We start from the raw sequence: 15,354 nt of genomic DNA, 5'->3' as shown, positions 1-15,354 counted from the left end.
CGTCGTCCGCGTCCGCCAGGATGGGGTCATGGACGACTCCGCCTACACGCTCGAACCGGGCCCACCGCCACTCGACGACTACCTCCGGCTCCGCCGGGACTCCGGGTTGACGCCGGTGCGCGCCGACCAGGGCCGGGGCGCACTGACCGGCAGCTGGTCGTTCTGCCACGTGCGGACCACCGACGGGACCGTCGTCGCGATGGGCCGGCTCCTCGGCGACGGCGGCTGGTACTTCCACGTGGCGGACATGGCCACCGACCCCGCGCACCAGCGTCAGGGGCTCGGACGGGCCGTGCTCGACTGGCTCGTCGCGGACGTCCGGCACCGCGCACCGGCCGGGGCGTACGTCGACCTCGTCGCCGACCCGCCGGGCGTCCGCCTGTACGAGGCCGTCGGGCTCCGTGACGTCGCACCGAGCACCGGCATGGCGATGGTGCTCGACGCCTGAGCCGCGGTCGGCGCGCGGGCGCCCGGTCACGTCGGCCCTCAGTGCGGCGAGACGTTCCAGCGGTCGATCACCGGTCGGCCGTGCTCGTACCCGAGGACGCTGACGGAGGCGGTCGACAGCGCCAACACGGCACCGTCCTCGGGCCCGAGCCGGATCCAGGCGGCGCCGAGCGCCCGGAGCACGTGGCCATGCGCGACGCACACGGCGTCACCACCGTCGGCGAGCACCGGACGGACGCGGTCGAGCACCCGTTCCACGCGCGCGCGGACCTCGGCGGCGTCCTCGCCGGGTGTCGTCCCCGCGGGGACGCCGTCCGTCCAGAGGTCCCACGGGCCGTGCCGCTGCACCTTGATCTGCGGGGTCGTCAGTCCCTCGTACGCGCCGTAGTCCCACTCCATCAGGTCGTCGTCGACCTCCGGGTCGACACCGATCAGGCGCGCGGTCTCCCGGGCGCGCGTCAGCGGACTCGACAGCGCGAGTGCGAACGAGCGACCGGCGAGCGCCCGGCCGGTCGCCCTCGCCTGCTCCTCGCCGTTCGCGGTGAGCAGTATGTCCGTGCGACCGGTGTGCTGGCCGCTCCTCGACCACTCCGTCTCTCCGTGACGGACGAGGACGAGTTCGCCGGGGCGTTCCGAGGTCATGTGTTCCTTCCGAGCTGCAGGCCGAGCGCAGCGGCGCCGACCGAGACGACGAGCATCCCGAGGCCGTTCAGGACGGCGAGCCGGGGATGTCCGGTCCGGAAGAGCTGCACGGTCTCGACACTCGCCGTCGAGAACGTCGTGTACCCACCCATCATGCCCGTCCCGAGCACCGTCACCACGCCGTCGGGCAGCACGCCGACGCTCCCGAGGCCGGTCAGGGTCCCGAGCACGAGCGATCCGGTGACGTTGATGACGATCGTCCCGACCGGCAGGCGCGTCCGGCTGCGGGCCGTCACCAGACCGTCGAGCACGAACCGGAGCGCCGCCCCGACACCGCCGCCGACGGCGACGAGGGCGAGTTCGAGCGGACTCATGCCGGATCCCGCCCGCGATCCGGGTCCGGCCCGCGATCCGGGTCCCGCCCGTGATCCGGGTCCCGTCCGCGACCTGGGTCCGGTTGCGCCGTGGGCCGTTCCGCCGGGTCGGTGTTCGACGGTCGCGGTCGGAGCTGCCGCGCGACGAGGAGCCCGACGACGACCGCCACGAGCCCGGCGACGACGGTGAGCGCCGCGTACCCGGACCCGGTGCCGACCCGACCGTCGCGGAGGAACTCCGCGACGTCGACCGCCAGCGTGCTGTAGGTCGTGAACCCGCCGAGGATCCCGGTCCCGACGAACACCCGCAGCGTCCGCCGGCGCCCGACGTCCTCGCCACGGGCCGCGAGCGACCCGAGCAGCAGGCCGAGGCAGAACGCACCGACGACGTTGATCGCGAGGATGGCCCACGACCAGCCGCTGACCGGCGGGAGAGCCTCCGCGAGCACCGCTCGGAGCGCCGTGCCGACCGCGCCGCCCAGTGCGACGAGCAGGACGAGACCGGGGCGGAGGTGCACGGGCCGTGTGGTGGGGTGGTCCATCGTGGATCAACCTACCGTGGGGCGCGACGCGGTCGTCGTGCAGCGTGTGGTCGACCGCCTCCGGCGCTCAGGGGTGCAGCGTCGCGCTCGGCAACTCACCGAACCGGTCGCGGTACGAGGCCGAGAACCGCCCGAGGTGGACGAACCCCGAGCGGCGGGCGATCTCCGCGACCGAACCTCGCGTACCGACGGTCCCGAGCAGCGATCCGCGGACCTTCGAGAGGCGCACCTCGCGCAGGTAGGCCAACGGGGTCGTCCCGAGCTCCCGGTGGAAGGCCTGCTGCAACCCCCGGGCCGACAGTCCGACGGCCGCGGCGATGTCGTCCGTCCCGATCGACCTGTCCGAGAACCGACCGACGTACTCGACGGCCTGCCGCATCCGGGCGGACAACGGGGCGGACGGGGTCGGTACCCCGTTCGACCACCGCGCGAAGGTCTGCAGCGCCCCGTGCGCGAGCTCGACGTTGAGCGCGCGCCGCGCCGCGGTCGTGAGCGGTGCCTGCGGGGTGAGCATCGAGGCAGCGGCCTGCCGGACCCCGGCGGTCCATGACGGCAGCGCCCACTCAACTGCGGACGCACCGGCGGCCGAGCCCGTCTGCGCCGAGCCGGTGAGACCGAGGTCGGCCGCGAGCGCGTCGAGGAACCCGGCCCGGAAGTGGATGTGGTTCTGACGGGCAGCGTCGAGGTGCAGCCTGGTCGAGCCCGGCGGCAGCATGACCGGGACGCCCACGCGGAGCGGGATGTCCGTCGTCCCCATCTGGATCGCGCCCTCCCCCGCCGTGAGCCAGAGGACGACGTACGCGTCGCCCGCGTCGAACGACCCGGACAAAAGCGCGGTCGCGGATGAGGTCTGGAGGGACACGTCGGCGTCGCCGGTCCGGCCGTACCGGAGCCGGAACGGCCGACGTGGCGCGATGAGCCGGAGTCGGTCGCCTCCGTTCCGCCGGAGGAGTGCGCGGGCGTGCTCGAGGTCGTCGGTGTCGACACGCACGTCGAACGTCGCTCTCGGACTCGTCGGAGCGGTCCGGCGAGCGACGACCGGGTGGACGTCCACCCGGTCCGGTGACGATCCGGGGTCGCACCCGACCGGTGGTCCGGCGGACCGCTCGGGCGCGATCATCGTTGCTGTGTCGCGAGGAACAGTAGTGCCCGACATGAGTGCTCCACGGCCGTCGACGTGATCTCGGATCCGGCGACCAAGGACTGGGGCTACCGAGGCCCACGGTACGGCCAGGAAGGCCGCACCGCAAGACCGACCTACGAGGGCAGGACCGTCCGACGCTCCACGACCGCGCGGGCCACGTCCGCGAGCGCCAGCTGGTGCGACCGCGCGTACTGCCGGAGCAGCTGGAACGCACCGTCCATGTCGAGGTCATGGGTCTGCGAGAGGAACCCCTTGGCCTGTTCGATCACCACGCGGCTGTCGAGCGCCCGCTGCAGTTGCTCCTGCGCGAGCGTCGCGTGGTCGACGCTCCGCTGTTGCAGGATGCTGATCGTCGCGACGTCGGTGAGCGCCTGCGCCGCGCGGGCGTCCTCCTCGTTGAGCGTTCCGTCCGTCTCCCGGAACAGGTTCATCGACCCGAGGGTCGTCTCCCGCAGCCGGAGCGGGATGGAGTGCACCGACGCGTACCCGGCCAGGGCGGAGGCCGCCGCGAACCGCGGCCACCGGGCGTGCATCTCAGTGGTGTTCTCGACGGACACGGTCGCCCCGGTGGCGAACGCCTCGACGCACGGACCCTCGCCCGCGTCGAGCTGCATGAGCCCGATCAGGTTGCTCCGCTCGCTCGTCGAGACGATCACCTCGAGGACCTGGTGCTGGTTGACGAGCATGATGCCGGCGGCCGACGCGTCGAAGAGCCCGGTGGCGTTGTCGACCAGGGACTGCAGCAGGTCGACGACGTCGTAGTCGGCGACGAGCGTGTCGGTGAGCGTGACGAACGCGTCCACCAGTCGGTGTTCTCGGGTGTGGGCCATGATGGCTGAGTCCTTCCCTACGAGTCGAGGTCGTCGGTGTCGGTGAACTGCAGAGTGCGGGCGACGACGTCGGCTGCGACCTCGCGGACGGTCCGGCCCGACGCGAATGCGTGCCCCCGGAGGATCAGGAGCGCGTCGCCGACGTCCGCCCCGGTCTGGGCAACGATCATCCCCGAAGCCTGGTGCACCTCACGGCGAGAGTATTCGCCCGCCGCCGTGTCGGGAACCTCGGCGTCCCGCTCGCCGCGGCGCAACGCCCGGAGGAGCACCTGCCGAGCCACCGCCTCGGTCAGGGCCACAGCGTCACGCACGATGTCGTCGTGCAGTGTGCCCGGGTGGTTGGTCGAGAGGTCCACGGCGCCGATGTCCAGGGTGCCGAGCCGCATCGGGAACGCGAACACCGCGCCGACGCCCGTACCCTGCAGTGCCGCCAGCGCGAGGGGCCATGCGGTCGAGCTGGCGCGCTGCACGTCGGGCTCGAACACCGGCGTCCCCGAACGGAGTGCCTGCCAGCAGGGTCCCTCGCCGAGGTCGAGCTGGATCTCGTCGAGACGCGCGGCCCGGGCATCGCTGGCACCCACGGTCTCGGACCCGAAGGGGTCGCCGACGGTGGAGATCGCGACACCGGTGACGGGGAGCGCCGAGAGGAAGGGCGCACACAGGTCACCGTGGTCGCCGGCTCGCTGCAACGCCGCGACGGCAGCGGTGAACGCAGGAGTGTGGTCCATCGATGCCTTCCTCGCTCGTCGCAGCGCAGGGTCCAGGCACCGGTCGCACCGACTGTACGCCGATTCGCGCATTCTCCGGGGACGTTCCGTCGACCGCGTTGCGACGGAACCGCCGACCTCCGTACGGTTCGGACAGCTGCCCTGGACCACGGTCGCCCGATCTCCCCGCGATGACGACAAGGACGACACCATGGCCGCACACCGTCCGGGTGCATCATGATCCGCACGACCTACGCGCCCCCGTTCCGGGCCGAGGCGCTTCCGACGACGCGCGACGGCTGGTTGCGCAGGGCGGGCCTCACCGACCCGGCGATCATCGCGGAGCGCGTGCACCGGGCGAGCACCCCGACCGAGGAGCCGCGCTACGCCGACTTCTTCGATGCGCGCTGAGCCCGCGCGCGCCGATCCGACGCCGGCGGATGCAGTGCTCGTGCGACGCGAGTCCCGCGCGGTGGCGGTCGCGCTCACGGCGTTCGTCGCGGTGCTGGTCGGCGCAGTCCTGCTGGTCGCGTCCTGGGGTGCCGTGGTGACGACGGTCGGCTCGGCGTTCGTCGTGGTCGGGCTGGTCGGGCTGGTCGCCGGCACGTGCACGGTGCTGCGTCGTCGACGGCGGCCGGCCTGACCGCCAGCACGACCCGAGCACCAGCACGACCCGAGCACCAGCACAGCCCACGCACCGGCACAGCCCGCGGACGCGAAGAACCCCTGACCGGCGCAGACCGATCAGGGGTTCTTCGTGGTTGCCGTCTGGTACTCGACGATCACTGGTGTGACCCCAGCGGGATTCGAACCCGCGTTACCGCCGTGAGAGGGCAGCGTACTAGGCCGCTATACGATGGGGCCGTTCCGGCAACAGAGAAGAGTATGCCACAGCACGCGGGCAACCTCCAATTCGGCCGCGGCGGTCGGTGTGTCGCATGCCGACCGGGATCGACGAGTCGTCGGCACCGCCGGGCGCACGCCCCGCACCGGCGAACGCCGCGCAGCCAGCGGCCATCCCACACCGGGCGGACGGCCCTCACCGCGCGGGCGGCCCCGTCGACGTCCTGACGACGAGCCGTGTCACCGCCGGCGCGAACGACGTCCGCGGCACTCCCCCGGCGAGCTCGTCGAGCAACGCCCGAGCTGCGGTGCTGCCCTGCACGAACGGGTCCTGCTCGACCGTGGTCAGCCCGAGCACCGCCCCGTACTCGTGCCCGTCGATGCCGATCACCGAGATGTCCTCCGGCGCGCGGAGCCCGGCCTCCGCCATCGCCGCCATCGCACCGAGGGCCATCTCGTCCGACGCCGCGAACACCGCGGTGGGCCGTGGGTGCCGGTCGAGGAGCCGCTGCATCGCGGCGTGACCGCCGCGGAACGAGAAGCCGCCGTCGAGCAGTCGGTCCTCACCCACCTGCACGCCGACGGACCGCATCGTCTCGCGGAAGGCGTCCCGACGGAGGTACGGCACGGCGACGTTCATCCCGGCCTCGTCCTTGCCGCCGAGGTACGCCACGTCCCGGTGCCCGAGCTGCAGCAGGTGCTCCGTCGCCGCCCGCGCGACGGCGACGTCGTCGACCCCGATGTGCCGCACCCCCTCGGCAGGCCCGCCGACGACGACCATCGGGTACTCCGTCAGCTCGAGTTGTTCGCGCTCGGACTCGTCGAACACGAGTGACAGGAGCACGAGTGCGTCGATCCGCTTCCGGAGCATCGACCGGTGGAACGCGCGCTCCCGGTCCGACGCGCCGCCTCCGAGGCTGAAGAGGACGAGGTCGTACCCGTCCCGCCGGAGCTCCGCGTCGACGCCTTCCAACGTCTTGACGTAGAACCACCGGTCGATCACCGGCACGACCACGCCGATCGCCCGCTGTCGGCCCGTCGCGAGCCCGGCCGCCGCCGACGACGGGATGTACCCGAGTTCGTCGGCGACACGCTGCACCGCCGCGATGGTCGGCGGCGCCACGCTCGGCAGACCGCGGAGCGCCCGCGAGACGGTCGACTTGGACAGTCCCGTCGCGCGGGCGATCTCCTGGATGCCGGACATGCTGACCGGACGCTCGCTACCGGCCGCCGCGCACGATCGTGCGACGCCGGCGGAGCAGCACGCCGGCGACCACCACGAAGAACAGGAGCGTCAGCGCCCACCCGAGCGCCGGACGACCCGTGAGCTCGCACGCGATCGTGACGACGAGGAACACCACCCCGAAGAAGGCGGTGAACCCGGTGAGCATGTCGACGGTGTCCGTCGGCCGCCGCGGTGCCATGCGCGCCATGGTCAGCCCTTCACGCCGCCGGCGGTGAGACCGGCGACGATCCTCCGCTGGAAGACGAGCACGAGGATGACGAGCGGGATCGTCACGATGGTCCCGGCCGCCATGACCGCGGTGTAGGGCTCCTGGTGCGGCTGGCTCCCGGCGAACGAGGCGATCGCGACGGTGACCGGCTGGGTCTGGTCGCTCGACAGCTGCGAGGAGATGAGGTACTCGTTCCACGACGAGATGAACGCGAGGATCGCCGTCGTGAACACGGCCGGGGCGGCGAGCGGCAGGATGATCCTCCGGAACGCCTGCACGCGGGTGCACCCGTCGATGCGCGCGGCCTCCTCGAGGTCCCACGGCATCTCCCGGAAGAACGACGCGAGCGTGTACACCGTCAGCGGCAGCACGAACGAGATGCTCGGCAGGATGAGCGCCTGGTAGGTGCCCATCCACCCGATGTCCGTGAACAGCTGGAACAGCGGCGAGATGAGTGCGACGCCCGGGAACATCGACGCCGCGAGGATCGCACCCGCGATGAGCGACTTGCCGCGGAACTCGAGGCGGGCCAGGGCGTACGCGGCGCTCGTGCCGACGAGCAGCGCGATGACCGTCACCGCCGCGCCGATGAACAGCGAGTTGAGGAGGGCCTTGCCGAGGTGGTTGCCGAGCGCCGTCGAGAACGCCGTCGCGTAGTTGTCGAGCGTCACGTGCGTCGGCCAGGGGGTCGCGTCGAACGTGAACCCGACGTCCCGGAAGCTCGTGACGACCATCCAGTAGAACGGCAGCAGGCACCAGACCGCGATGACGACGGCGCTGATCCCGGTCCGCCACGCCTGGCCCGGGTGCCGTTCGACCCGGACCTTGGCGCCGCTGGTGTCGCGGACGACGGGGTGCGTGTTCACCCGTGGGGCTGCGATGGTCACTTCAGTTCACCCTTCTGCTGGGCCGCCTGCGTCTGCACGACGTTCGCGCCGAGGAACCGGACGAACACGAACGCGACGATGAAGATGATGAGGAACGTGATGGTCGACAGGGCCGACGCCGAGTTGAAGCCCTGCCGGATCTGGTCGACGACGAGGATCGAGAGGGTCGTCGTGGCGTTCCCCGATCCGCCACCACCGCCCGTGAGGATCGCCGGCAGGTCGTACATCCGGAGCGCGTCGAGCACGCGGAACAGCACCGCGACCATGAGCGCCGGCCGGACGAGCGGGAGCGTGATGTTCCAGAACCGCTGGGCCGTCGACGCGCCGTCCATCTTGCCGGCCTCGTAGACGTCCTCCGGGATGAGCTGGAGCCCCGCCAGGATGAGCAGCGCCATGAACGGCGTCGTCTTCCACGTGTCCGCGATGATGATCGCGAACCGCGACGCCCACTCGTCCGACGTCCAGAGGATGTGCGTGCCGAGCACGTGGTTGAGCACGCCGTTGACGTCGAAGATGAAGTACCAGAGCTTCGCGGTGACCGCCGTCGGGATCGCCCAGGGCACGAGGATCGCGGCCCGGACGAGTGCGCGGCCCTTGAAGGTCCGGTTCATGATGATCGCCATCCAGAGCCCGATGACGGTCTCGAGCGCGACGGTCACGATCGTGAAGAACGTGGTGTTGCCGAACGACACCCAGAACTGCGAGCCGAGGTTGCCGGGCGGGCACGACACGTCCCCGCACCGCTGGCCGAGCCAGTGCACGTAGTTCGCGATGCCGGCGAACCCGCCGCTCACGAACAGCCCGGTCGCCTTGTCGAGACCTGCGTCGTTCTGGAACGACTGGATGACCGCGCTCACCACGGGGTACCCGATGACGATCGCGAGCAGGAGGAGCGTCGGGCCGATCAGGTAGACCGCCCAGCGGCCGTGCGCCTCGTTGAGGCCGCTCCGGCGGCGCTTCGGCGGTTCCGTCCCTACGGGGTTCGGGATCGCCGCGGGGATTTCTGTTGCAGCTGACACGAGGCCTCCTTGCCGGTGTCGGTGGTGCGGTGTGTGCGGGAGGGTCGAGCGACGGACGGGAGGCGCGGGGCGGGGCCGACCCGCGCCTCCCCACCGACACGGCCGGAACGCCGCTGGCGCGTCGCTCCGGTACCGGCGGCGTGGGCCCCCCGTCCGTCAGGTGGGGCGTCTAGCTGCTGGACGCGGCCTTGACGGCAGCCTGCATGTCCTGCAGCGCCTCCTTGACGCTCTTCGAGCCCTTGAGGGCGGCGTAGGCGTTGTCCTGGATCGCCTTCGTGACGGCCGGGTAGTACGGCGACACCGGACGCGGCTCGGCGCTCTTGATCGACTGCAGCAGCGTCGGCAGGTAGGGCAGCTTCGAGGTGAGCTCGGAGTCGGAGTAGACGCTCGCCACGACCGGGGCCAACGAACCCTGCGTCGCGAAGAACTTCTGGGTCTCGTTCGACTCGAGGAACTCCAGGAAGTCGTGTGCCGTCGCCTTGTGCTTCGAGTACACGCTGATCGCGGCGTTGTGGCCGCCGAGCGTCGAGGCACCCACGCCGTCCTCACCGGGGATCGGTGCGACGCCGAACGTGTCCTTGACCGTCGACGAGCCGTCGGTCTTGGCGAGGTTGTAGACGTAGGGCCAGTTGCGGAGGAAGAGCAGCTGACCGCTCTCGAACGCCTGCCGGCCCTGCTCCTCCTGGTAGGTGATCGCCGCGGCCGGGATGTTGCCGTCCTTGAACGCGGTGACGAGGTTCTGGAGGCCGGTGGCCGCGTCGGCGGTCGTCAGGGTCGGCGTCGTGCCGTTCTTCGCGAGCACCGATCCACCGGCGCCGTTGATGGCCTCCGAGGTGTTGACGGTGAGGCCCTCGTACTTGGCGAACTGGCCCGCGTAGCACCCGATGCCGGCCTGCTTCGCGATGTCGCAGTCCGCCATCATCTCCTTCCAGGTGGTCGGCGGCGTCTTGACCAGGTCCTTGCGGTAGTACAGGAGCGCTCCGTCGGAGGTCTGCGGCGCCGCGTAGAGGGTGTTGTTGTACGTGGCGGTCTTCACGGTCGCCGGCAGCAGCTTCGACGTGTCGACCTTCATCTTGCCGGTGAGCGGGGTCAGCCACCCCTTCGCTGCGAACTCGGCGGTCCAGACGACGTCCACGTCGACGACGTCGTAGCCGGCGTCCTTCGCCTGGAAGTGCTGCACGAGGTCGTCGTGCTGCTGGTCGGCCTGGTCGGACTGCTCCTTGAACGTGACCTTCTGGTCCGGGTGGGCCGCGTTCCACTTCTCGAGGAGCGGCCGCACGACGTTGGAGTTGTCCTTGCCCTGCACGTAGGTGATCGGCCCGCGGCTGTCCTGCCCGGCCGAGGCGTCCCCGCCACCGCTCGATCCGGAGCTGCCGCTCGAGCAGCCCGCCAGCGCGAGGCCCATGACGGCGATCCCCGCGACGGTCGCGAACCGCACCTTCGCTCGTGTCTTGTTCACTGCGTGTCTCCTCATCGAGATCACAGGCGGCACCGCCTGTGGCAGGCGCCACTGCCTGCTGGTGCGGGACGCTACCCGCGTCCGAGGGCCACCGCAACCGGTTGCATCGTGGCAGTGACCGAACTGTTACCTGAGCGTCGGGATCCGACTTGCCAAGAATCCGCCCGAAATCGGTTTCTCAGCGGGTCAGTCGGCCGCGCCCCAGCGGGAGCAGTCCGGACCGGTACTCGACGACCTCCCGATGCGCTCCCGGCGGGTCGACACGGATGCTCGCATCGCCCCAGCGCCAGACGCGGTTGTACAGGTACACAGCGATCTCGGTCCCACCGCCGTCGGCGACCACCCACGTCCCGGTGCCCCACTGCGCCGGCTGGCCGACACCGTCGACCACGACCGTCGGCCGGGCGAACCAGGTCAGGGGCGGCCGACGGATCCGGAGCTCGACACGGCGTCTGGTCGTCCCGGAGGACATCGGCGGTTCCACGGTTGCAGCCTACGGCGGCGTAGGGTCGGGTCGTGACGACGACGTTCCCGCACCGACCCCCGACCACCCTCGACATCGACCCCGCGGGCATCGACGCGTTCGTGACCGCCCTCGAGACGACCCCGGGCGTCGAACCGCACAGCCTCATGCTCCTCCGCGGCGGCGCCGTCGTCACCGAGGGATGGTGGGCGCCGTACTCGCCCGACCGGGTCCACCTGCTGTACTCGCTCAGCAAGAGCTTCACGTCGGCCGCCGTCGGCATCGCGGTGGGCGACGGTCTCGTGGACCTCGACGCCGCGGTCCTCGACCACTTCCCCGAACTCGACGCGGACGTCGTCGATCCCCGCAGCCGACGGATCCGCGTGCGGCACCTCCTCGCGATGGCGAGCGGACACCGGGAGGAGACCGTGGAGCGGGCGCGTGCGCTCGATCCGACGAACCTCGTCCGCGGGTTCCTGCTCCTGCCGCCGGACGAGGAACCCGGGACGGTGTTCGCCTACAACCAGCCGTGCACGTACACGCTCGGCGAGATCGTCCGTCGCGTGACCGGTGGGTCCCTGCTCGACTTCCTGCGCCCCCGACTCCTCGACCCGCTCGGCATCGGGGACGTGGCGTGGGTCCGGGACGACAACGGTGCGGAGCTCGGGTTCAGCGGGCTGCACGCCACGACGGACGCCATCGCCCGGCTCGGGCAGCTGTACCTCCAGCGCGGCGTCTGGGCGGGCGAGCGCATCCTCGCCGAGGACTGGGTGGACGCGGCGACGCGCGCCCAGGTCGCGAACCCGGACGAGGAGAACGTCGACTGGGCGCAGGGGTACGGGTTCCAGTTCTGGATGGCCCGGCACGGCTATCGCGGCGACGGGGCGTACGGCCAGTTCTGCGTGGTCCTCCCCGAGCACGACGTGGTCCTCGCGATGACCGGGCAGAGCCTCGACATGCAGGCCGTCCTCGATGCTGCCTGGACGCACCTCCTGCCGGCGATCGACCGGGCGGGATCGGCGGGAGCGGCGACGGCGGGATCGGCGACGGCGGACGACGACTCGCTCGCCGCACGACTCCGCACCCTGGCGCTGCCGCCGGTGCCCGGTGCTCCGCTCGGCGACCTCGGGCGGACCGTCCGGCTGACGCCCGCTGCCGACTCGGACGTCCGGAGCCTGACCGGCCTCACGATCGCCCAGGAGGCCCCGGGCGCGGCCTGGCGGGCCACCCTCGTCGAGGGCGACACGGACCACGAGGTCATCGTCGGTGAGGTCGCGGTCGGTGAGGGCTCGTGGACCGACGACGGACCACTCGGTGCGAGCGGGGCACGGGCCGACCCGTCAGACGACGCGGACGGACAGGATGGCTCAGACACGCCCGGTGCTCTGCCCGGCGCAGGTGCACCGCGCGGCACGGTGCTTGTGGACGTCCGGTTCCTCGACACCCCGCACCTGCTCCACCTCCGGTGCGCACTCGACGACGGGACGTTCGCCGCCCGCTGGGAGACCGAGCCGCTGCACTCCAATCTCGCCCATCTGCGCCGGCCGGAGGACGCACCTGCCCGCTGAGCCTGCCCGGTCCGGCTCCCTTGCCCGCTGAGCCTGCCCGGTCCGGGTCGTTCAGCCGCTGGGCCTGCCCGGTCCGGGCCATTCAGCGACGCCGAGAATGCACAGACGCGGGGTTCGGCGCCATCGGCACCCCGGTTCCGTGCATTCTCGGGGGCGACCGCGGCAGCAATGAGAACGGCCCCCGCTTCCGCGAGGGCCGTTCCGAACGTGCTGGGGTACCTGGACTCGAACCAAGAACAACGGTACCAGAAACCGACGTGTTGCCAATTACACCATACCCCAATGGACCCGGTCACTCAGCCGAGCACCGTGGTCCAACGGTTCGTGGACTTCCCGAACCGAGAGACAACACTACAGCATCTCAGGCCGGTCGATGACCACCGACGAGGTCCCGGTGCACCGCGGCCGCCGTCACCGCGCCCGACCCTGCGGCGACGATGAGCTGCTCCGGACCCGGCGGCGTGGTGTCACCGACCGCGTAGAGCCCGGGAACCCCGGTGCGTCCCGCCCGATCGACGACGACGAGTCCCGCGTCGTCGTGCCGCAGCGACGCCTCCACCCAACCGAGGTCCACGTGCCACACCGGACGGACGAACCCGCCCGTGCGCGCGATGACCGTGCCGTCCGTGAGGCGGACCCCGGTCATCCCCGAGCGGTCACCCTCGAGATCGGCGATCGGACGGTCCTCGACGGCGATGCCGACCGCGGCGAGCCGGGCGCGGTCATCGTCGGTCAGGACGCCGGCGGCGTTCGTGAAGACCATCAGGTCGTCGGTCACGGCGCCGAGCAGGAGGGCATGCTCGGCGACGTCGGCCGTCTCGCCGACGAACGCCAAGGCCTCCCCCGCCTTCTCGTACGCGTCGCACTCCACGCAGCTGTGCATGCTCGTGCCGTAGAACGCGCGGAGCATCGGCAGTGCCGGGAACTCCTCCCGGAGCCCGGTCGCGATCACGACCGCACGAGCTGTCGCCGAGGTTCCCGTCCCGCGCCAGGTGCCGTGCACGCGCCACCCGTCCGGATGCGGAGCGACCGCGTCCACGACGGACTGCACGACCGTCGCCTCGGGGTAGCCCTCGACCTCGGCGCGCCCGAGCCGCCGGAGTTCGAGGGGCGAGATGCCGTCGCGCGTCAGGAACCCGTGCGACCGGAGGGTCGCGGCGTTCCGCGGCCGGTTCGCGTCGACGAGGAGCACGCGACGCTTCGCCCGCACCAGGTTCAGCGCCGCGCTGAGTCCTGCCGGGCCGGCGCCGACCACGACGACGTCGTACCGTTCGGCGGCCCCCGGCTCGGCCACGGTCATCGGGACTCGAGGCGCCGGAGTCGAGCGAGCGACGACTCCTTGCCGAGGATCTCCATCGACTCGAAGAGCGGCGGGCTGATCCGACGCCCGGAGACCGCGACGCGGACCGGGCCGAACGCCAACCGTGGCTTCAGGCCGAGGCCGTCGATGAGCGCGCCGCGGAGCGCCTCCTCGATGCCCACGGCGGACCAGTCCTCGAGGGGAGCCAGCGCCGCGATGGACGCGGTCACGACCTCACCGGCACCGTCCCGCAGCGTCGCGGCCGCGTCGGTCTCGATCATGAGGGCGTCGTCGGCGGTGAACAGGAACCCGAGCATGCCCGGGGCGTCACTCAGCACCTGCATGCGCTCCTGGACGAGCGGCGCCGCCTGCTCCAGGATCGACTGCTGTCGTGGCGACGCCGGCTCGGCGAGGAACTCGGTGAGGTACGGCTTCAGGCGCTCCCGGAAGTCCGCGGCGTCGAGCAGGCGGATGTGGTCCCCGTTGATCGACTCGGCCTTCTTCGGGTCGAACCGTGCCGGGTTCGGGTTGACGTCCTCGACGTCGAACGCGGCGACCATCTCGTCGAGCGAGAAGACGTCGCGGTCGGCACTCAACGACCACCCGAGGAGCGCGAGGTAGTTCACGAGCCCCTCCGGGATGAACCCGTTCGCCCGGTGGTGGAACAGGTTCGATTCCGGATCGCGCTTGGAGAGCTTCTTGTTCCCCTCGCCCATCACGTAGGGGAGGTGTCCGAACCGGGGCACGGCGTTCGTGACCCCGATCTCGACGAGCGCCTCGTACAGCGCGATCTGCCGCGGGGTCGACGACAGGATGTCCTCGCCGCGGAGCACATGCGTGATGCCCATCAACGCGTCATCGATGGGGTTCACGAACGTGTACAGCGGTTTCCCGTTCGGGCGCACCACCACGAAGTCCGAGAACGACCCCTGCTTGAACGTGATCTCACCGCGGACGAGGTCGTCGAAGCTCAGGTCCCGATCCGGCACCCGGAGCCGGAGGGCCGGCACCCGGCCCTCGGCTCGGAACGCGGCACGCTGCTCGTCGGTGAGGTCGCGCTCGTGGTTGTCGTAGCCCTGCTTCGGATCACGACCCCCGGCCAGGTTGCGCGCCTCCATCTCCTCGGGCGTGACGAACGACTCGTAGAGCCAGCCCCGCTCGGTGAGCCGGACGATCATGTCCTGGTAGATGTCTGACCGCTCCGACTGTCGGTACGGTCCGTGCGGACCGCCGACGTCGACGCCCTCGTCCCAGTCGATCCGCAGCCACCGCAGCGCGTCGAGGATCTGCTCGTAGCTCTCCTCGCTGTCACGAGCGGCATCGGTGTCCTCGATCCGGAACACGAGTTTGCCGCCGGTGTGCCGGGCGTAGGCCCAGTTGAACAGGGCCGTCCGGATGAGACCCACGTGGGGCGTCCCGGTCGGTGACGGGCAGAAGCGGACGCGGACGTCGGCTCCGGTGGCGGTGGTGAATGGCGCAGTCATGTCGGACCGATCCTATCGCGCTGCCACGCATGCAGCCTGGCCGCAGACGCAGAAAAACCCCTGATCGGAGTGCATTGCTGCACCCGATCAGGGGTTGATCCCGGACTGCGGTCCGACGTGAAGTCCGGCGGTGTCCTACTCTCCCACAAGGTCCCCCTTGCAGTACCATCGGCGCTGTGAGGCTTAGCTTC

18 protein-coding genes, 2 tRNA genes and 1 rRNA gene are annotated in these 15,354 nt (G+C 71.1%); 4 read left to right on the top strand and 17 right to left on the bottom strand.

Annotated elements, in window-relative coordinates; genetic code table 11:
• The first annotated feature begins 28 nt into the window (after positions 1–28).
• A complete protein-coding gene (locus ACO0E0_RS10150) occupies positions 29–448 on the top strand; it encodes a GNAT family N-acetyltransferase (protein ID WP_422871301.1) in 420 nt (139 codons plus the stop codon).
• 38 nt (positions 449–486) lie between these two features.
• Here ACO0E0_RS10150 and ACO0E0_RS10145 read toward each other — a convergent pair whose 3' ends face one another.
• The 6 genes from ACO0E0_RS10145 to ACO0E0_RS10120 form a co-directional block, all read right to left on the bottom strand.
• A complete protein-coding gene (locus ACO0E0_RS10145) occupies positions 487–1,089 on the bottom strand; it encodes a histidine phosphatase family protein (RefSeq protein ID WP_422871300.1) in 603 nt (200 codons plus the stop codon).
• Entirely contained in the window at positions 1,086–1,463 is a 378-nt protein-coding gene (crcB, locus tag ACO0E0_RS10140) for a fluoride efflux transporter CrcB (RefSeq protein ID WP_422871299.1), read from the bottom strand. The genes ACO0E0_RS10145 and crcB overlap by 4 nt, the downstream gene beginning before the upstream one ends.
• Positions 1,460–2,005 (bottom strand): fluoride efflux transporter FluC, encoded by a 546-nt coding sequence (locus ACO0E0_RS10135; protein ID WP_422871298.1) that lies wholly within the window; start codon positions 2,003–2,005, stop codon positions 1,460–1,462. Before ACO0E0_RS10135 ends, crcB begins: the two co-directional genes overlap by 4 nt.
• A gap of 67 nt (positions 2,006–2,072) precedes the next feature.
• Complete coding sequence (locus ACO0E0_RS10130) at positions 2,073–2,996, bottom strand: helix-turn-helix transcriptional regulator (RefSeq protein ID WP_422871297.1); 924 nt, start codon at positions 2,994–2,996, stop codon at positions 2,073–2,075.
• Between the two features lie 266 nt (positions 2,997–3,262).
• A complete protein-coding gene (locus ACO0E0_RS10125; protein ID WP_422871296.1) occupies positions 3,263–3,979 on the bottom strand; it encodes an ANTAR domain-containing protein in 717 nt (238 codons plus the stop codon).
• A gap of 17 nt (positions 3,980–3,996) precedes the next feature.
• Positions 3,997–4,707, bottom strand: coding sequence for a GAF and ANTAR domain-containing protein (locus ACO0E0_RS10120; protein WP_422871295.1), 711 nt, complete (start codon positions 4,705–4,707; stop codon positions 3,997–3,999).
• 216 nt (positions 4,708–4,923) lie between these two features.
• On the opposite strand from ACO0E0_RS10120, the gene ACO0E0_RS10115 reads away from it, so the two are divergent.
• Together ACO0E0_RS10115 and ACO0E0_RS10110 are read left to right on the top strand one after the other, a co-directional pair.
• Positions 4,924–5,097: a hypothetical protein gene (locus tag ACO0E0_RS10115; protein ID WP_422871294.1), complete on the top strand. Its 174-nt coding sequence runs from the start codon at positions 4,924–4,926 to the stop codon at positions 5,095–5,097.
• Positions 5,087–5,329 (top strand): hypothetical protein, encoded by a 243-nt coding sequence (locus ACO0E0_RS10110; RefSeq protein WP_422871293.1) that lies wholly within the window; start codon positions 5,087–5,089, stop codon positions 5,327–5,329. The genes ACO0E0_RS10115 and ACO0E0_RS10110 overlap by 11 nt, the downstream gene beginning before the upstream one ends.
• A gap of 148 nt (positions 5,330–5,477) precedes the next feature.
• Here the strand turns inward: ACO0E0_RS10110 and ACO0E0_RS10105 are convergent.
• The 7 genes from ACO0E0_RS10105 to ACO0E0_RS10075 all read right to left on the bottom strand — a co-directional run bounded on the left by ACO0E0_RS10105 (position 5,478) and on the right by ACO0E0_RS10075 (position 10,832).
• Positions 5,478–5,550, bottom strand: a tRNA-Glu gene (locus tag ACO0E0_RS10105).
• A gap of 175 nt (positions 5,551–5,725) precedes the next feature.
• A complete protein-coding gene (locus ACO0E0_RS10100) occupies positions 5,726–6,733 on the bottom strand; it encodes a LacI family DNA-binding transcriptional regulator (RefSeq protein WP_422871292.1) in 1,008 nt (335 codons plus the stop codon).
• A 16-nt stretch (positions 6,734–6,749) separates the two neighbouring features.
• Positions 6,750–6,953, bottom strand: a complete 204-nt coding sequence (locus ACO0E0_RS10095; protein ID WP_422871291.1) for a hypothetical protein — start codon at positions 6,951–6,953, stop codon at positions 6,750–6,752.
• Positions 6,954–6,964: 11 nt separating this feature from the next.
• Positions 6,965–7,870 carry a carbohydrate ABC transporter permease gene (locus ACO0E0_RS10090; protein WP_422871290.1) on the bottom strand — a complete coding sequence of 302 codons (906 nt, stop codon included), beginning with the start codon at positions 7,868–7,870 and terminating at the stop codon, positions 6,965–6,967.
• Positions 7,867–8,889, bottom strand: coding sequence for a carbohydrate ABC transporter permease (locus ACO0E0_RS10085; protein ID WP_422871289.1), 1,023 nt, complete (start codon positions 8,887–8,889; stop codon positions 7,867–7,869). Before ACO0E0_RS10085 ends, ACO0E0_RS10090 begins: the two co-directional genes overlap by 4 nt.
• Before the next feature lie 169 nt (positions 8,890–9,058).
• Positions 9,059–10,294, bottom strand: coding sequence for an ABC transporter substrate-binding protein (locus ACO0E0_RS10080; RefSeq protein ID WP_422871603.1), 1,236 nt, complete (start codon positions 10,292–10,294; stop codon positions 9,059–9,061).
• A 232-nt stretch (positions 10,295–10,526) separates the two neighbouring features.
• Positions 10,527–10,832 carry a hypothetical protein gene (locus ACO0E0_RS10075; protein ID WP_422871288.1) on the bottom strand — a complete coding sequence of 102 codons (306 nt, stop codon included), beginning with the start codon at positions 10,830–10,832 and terminating at the stop codon, positions 10,527–10,529.
• Between the two features lie 32 nt (positions 10,833–10,864).
• Here ACO0E0_RS10075 and ACO0E0_RS10070 point away from each other — a divergent pair, with 32 nt between their 5' ends.
• On the top strand, positions 10,865–12,379 hold the full coding sequence (locus tag ACO0E0_RS10070; RefSeq protein ID WP_422871287.1) for a serine hydrolase domain-containing protein: 1,515 nt from the start codon (positions 10,865–10,867) through the stop codon (positions 12,377–12,379).
• Positions 12,380–12,589: 210 nt separating this feature from the next.
• On the opposite strand, the gene ACO0E0_RS10065 is transcribed toward ACO0E0_RS10070, so the two are convergent.
• The 4 genes from ACO0E0_RS10065 to rrf form a co-directional block, all read right to left on the bottom strand.
• Positions 12,590–12,661, bottom strand: a tRNA-Gln gene (locus tag ACO0E0_RS10065).
• A 79-nt stretch (positions 12,662–12,740) separates the two neighbouring features.
• On the bottom strand, positions 12,741–13,679 hold the full coding sequence (locus tag ACO0E0_RS10060; protein WP_422871286.1) for an NAD(P)/FAD-dependent oxidoreductase: 939 nt from the start codon (positions 13,677–13,679) through the stop codon (positions 12,741–12,743).
• Entirely contained in the window at positions 13,676–15,163 is a 1,488-nt protein-coding gene (gltX, locus tag ACO0E0_RS10055) for a glutamate--tRNA ligase (RefSeq protein ID WP_422871285.1), read from the bottom strand. Before gltX ends, ACO0E0_RS10060 begins: the two co-directional genes overlap by 4 nt.
• Before the next feature lie 122 nt (positions 15,164–15,285).
• Positions 15,286–15,354: ribosomal RNA gene (gene rrf, locus ACO0E0_RS10050) — 5S ribosomal RNA — on the bottom strand; the annotation flags it as partial.

The organism is Curtobacterium phyllosphaerae, from assembly GCF_049341865.1.
Taxonomy (GTDB): domain Bacteria; phylum Actinomycetota; class Actinomycetes; order Actinomycetales; family Microbacteriaceae; genus Curtobacterium; species Curtobacterium phyllosphaerae.
The sequence above is the reverse complement of the archived record's forward strand: the minus strand, read 5'-3'. Positions and strand labels throughout refer to the sequence as shown.

What these genes read in the sequence shown, in the direction of transcription:
- ACO0E0_RS10110 (WP_422871293.1), top strand. Translation starts at nt 5,087, where the DNA reads ATGCGCGCTGAGCCCGCGCGCGCCGATCCGACGCCGGCGGATGCAGTG.
- ACO0E0_RS10125 (WP_422871296.1), bottom strand. Translation starts at nt 3,979, where the DNA reads ATGGCCCACACCCGAGAACACCGACTGGTGGACGCGTTCGTCACGCTC.
- ACO0E0_RS10115 (WP_422871294.1), top strand. Translation starts at nt 4,924, where the DNA reads ATGATCCGCACGACCTACGCGCCCCCGTTCCGGGCCGAGGCGCTTCCG.
- ACO0E0_RS10100 (WP_422871292.1), bottom strand. Translation starts at nt 6,733, where the DNA reads ATGTCCGGCATCCAGGAGATCGCCCGCGCGACGGGACTGTCCAAGTCG.
- ACO0E0_RS10135 (WP_422871298.1), bottom strand. Translation starts at nt 2,005, where the DNA reads ATGGACCACCCCACCACACGGCCCGTGCACCTCCGCCCCGGTCTCGTC.
- ACO0E0_RS10150 (WP_422871301.1), top strand. Translation starts at nt 29, where the DNA reads ATGGACGACTCCGCCTACACGCTCGAACCGGGCCCACCGCCACTCGAC.
- gltX (WP_422871285.1), bottom strand. Translation starts at nt 15,163, where the DNA reads ATGACTGCGCCATTCACCACCGCCACCGGAGCCGACGTCCGCGTCCGC.
- ACO0E0_RS10080 (WP_422871603.1), bottom strand. Translation starts at nt 10,294, where the DNA reads ATGGGCCTCGCGCTGGCGGGCTGCTCGAGCGGCAGCTCCGGATCGAGC.
- ACO0E0_RS10145 (WP_422871300.1), bottom strand. Translation starts at nt 1,089, where the DNA reads ATGACCTCGGAACGCCCCGGCGAACTCGTCCTCGTCCGTCACGGAGAG.
- ACO0E0_RS10095 (WP_422871291.1), bottom strand. Translation starts at nt 6,953, where the DNA reads ATGGCACCGCGGCGGCCGACGGACACCGTCGACATGCTCACCGGGTTC.
- crcB (WP_422871299.1), bottom strand. Translation starts at nt 1,463, where the DNA reads ATGAGTCCGCTCGAACTCGCCCTCGTCGCCGTCGGCGGCGGTGTCGGG.
- ACO0E0_RS10060 (WP_422871286.1), bottom strand. Translation starts at nt 13,679, where the DNA reads ATGACCGTGGCCGAGCCGGGGGCCGCCGAACGGTACGACGTCGTCGTG.
- ACO0E0_RS10120 (WP_422871295.1), bottom strand. Translation starts at nt 4,707, where the DNA reads ATGGACCACACTCCTGCGTTCACCGCTGCCGTCGCGGCGTTGCAGCGA.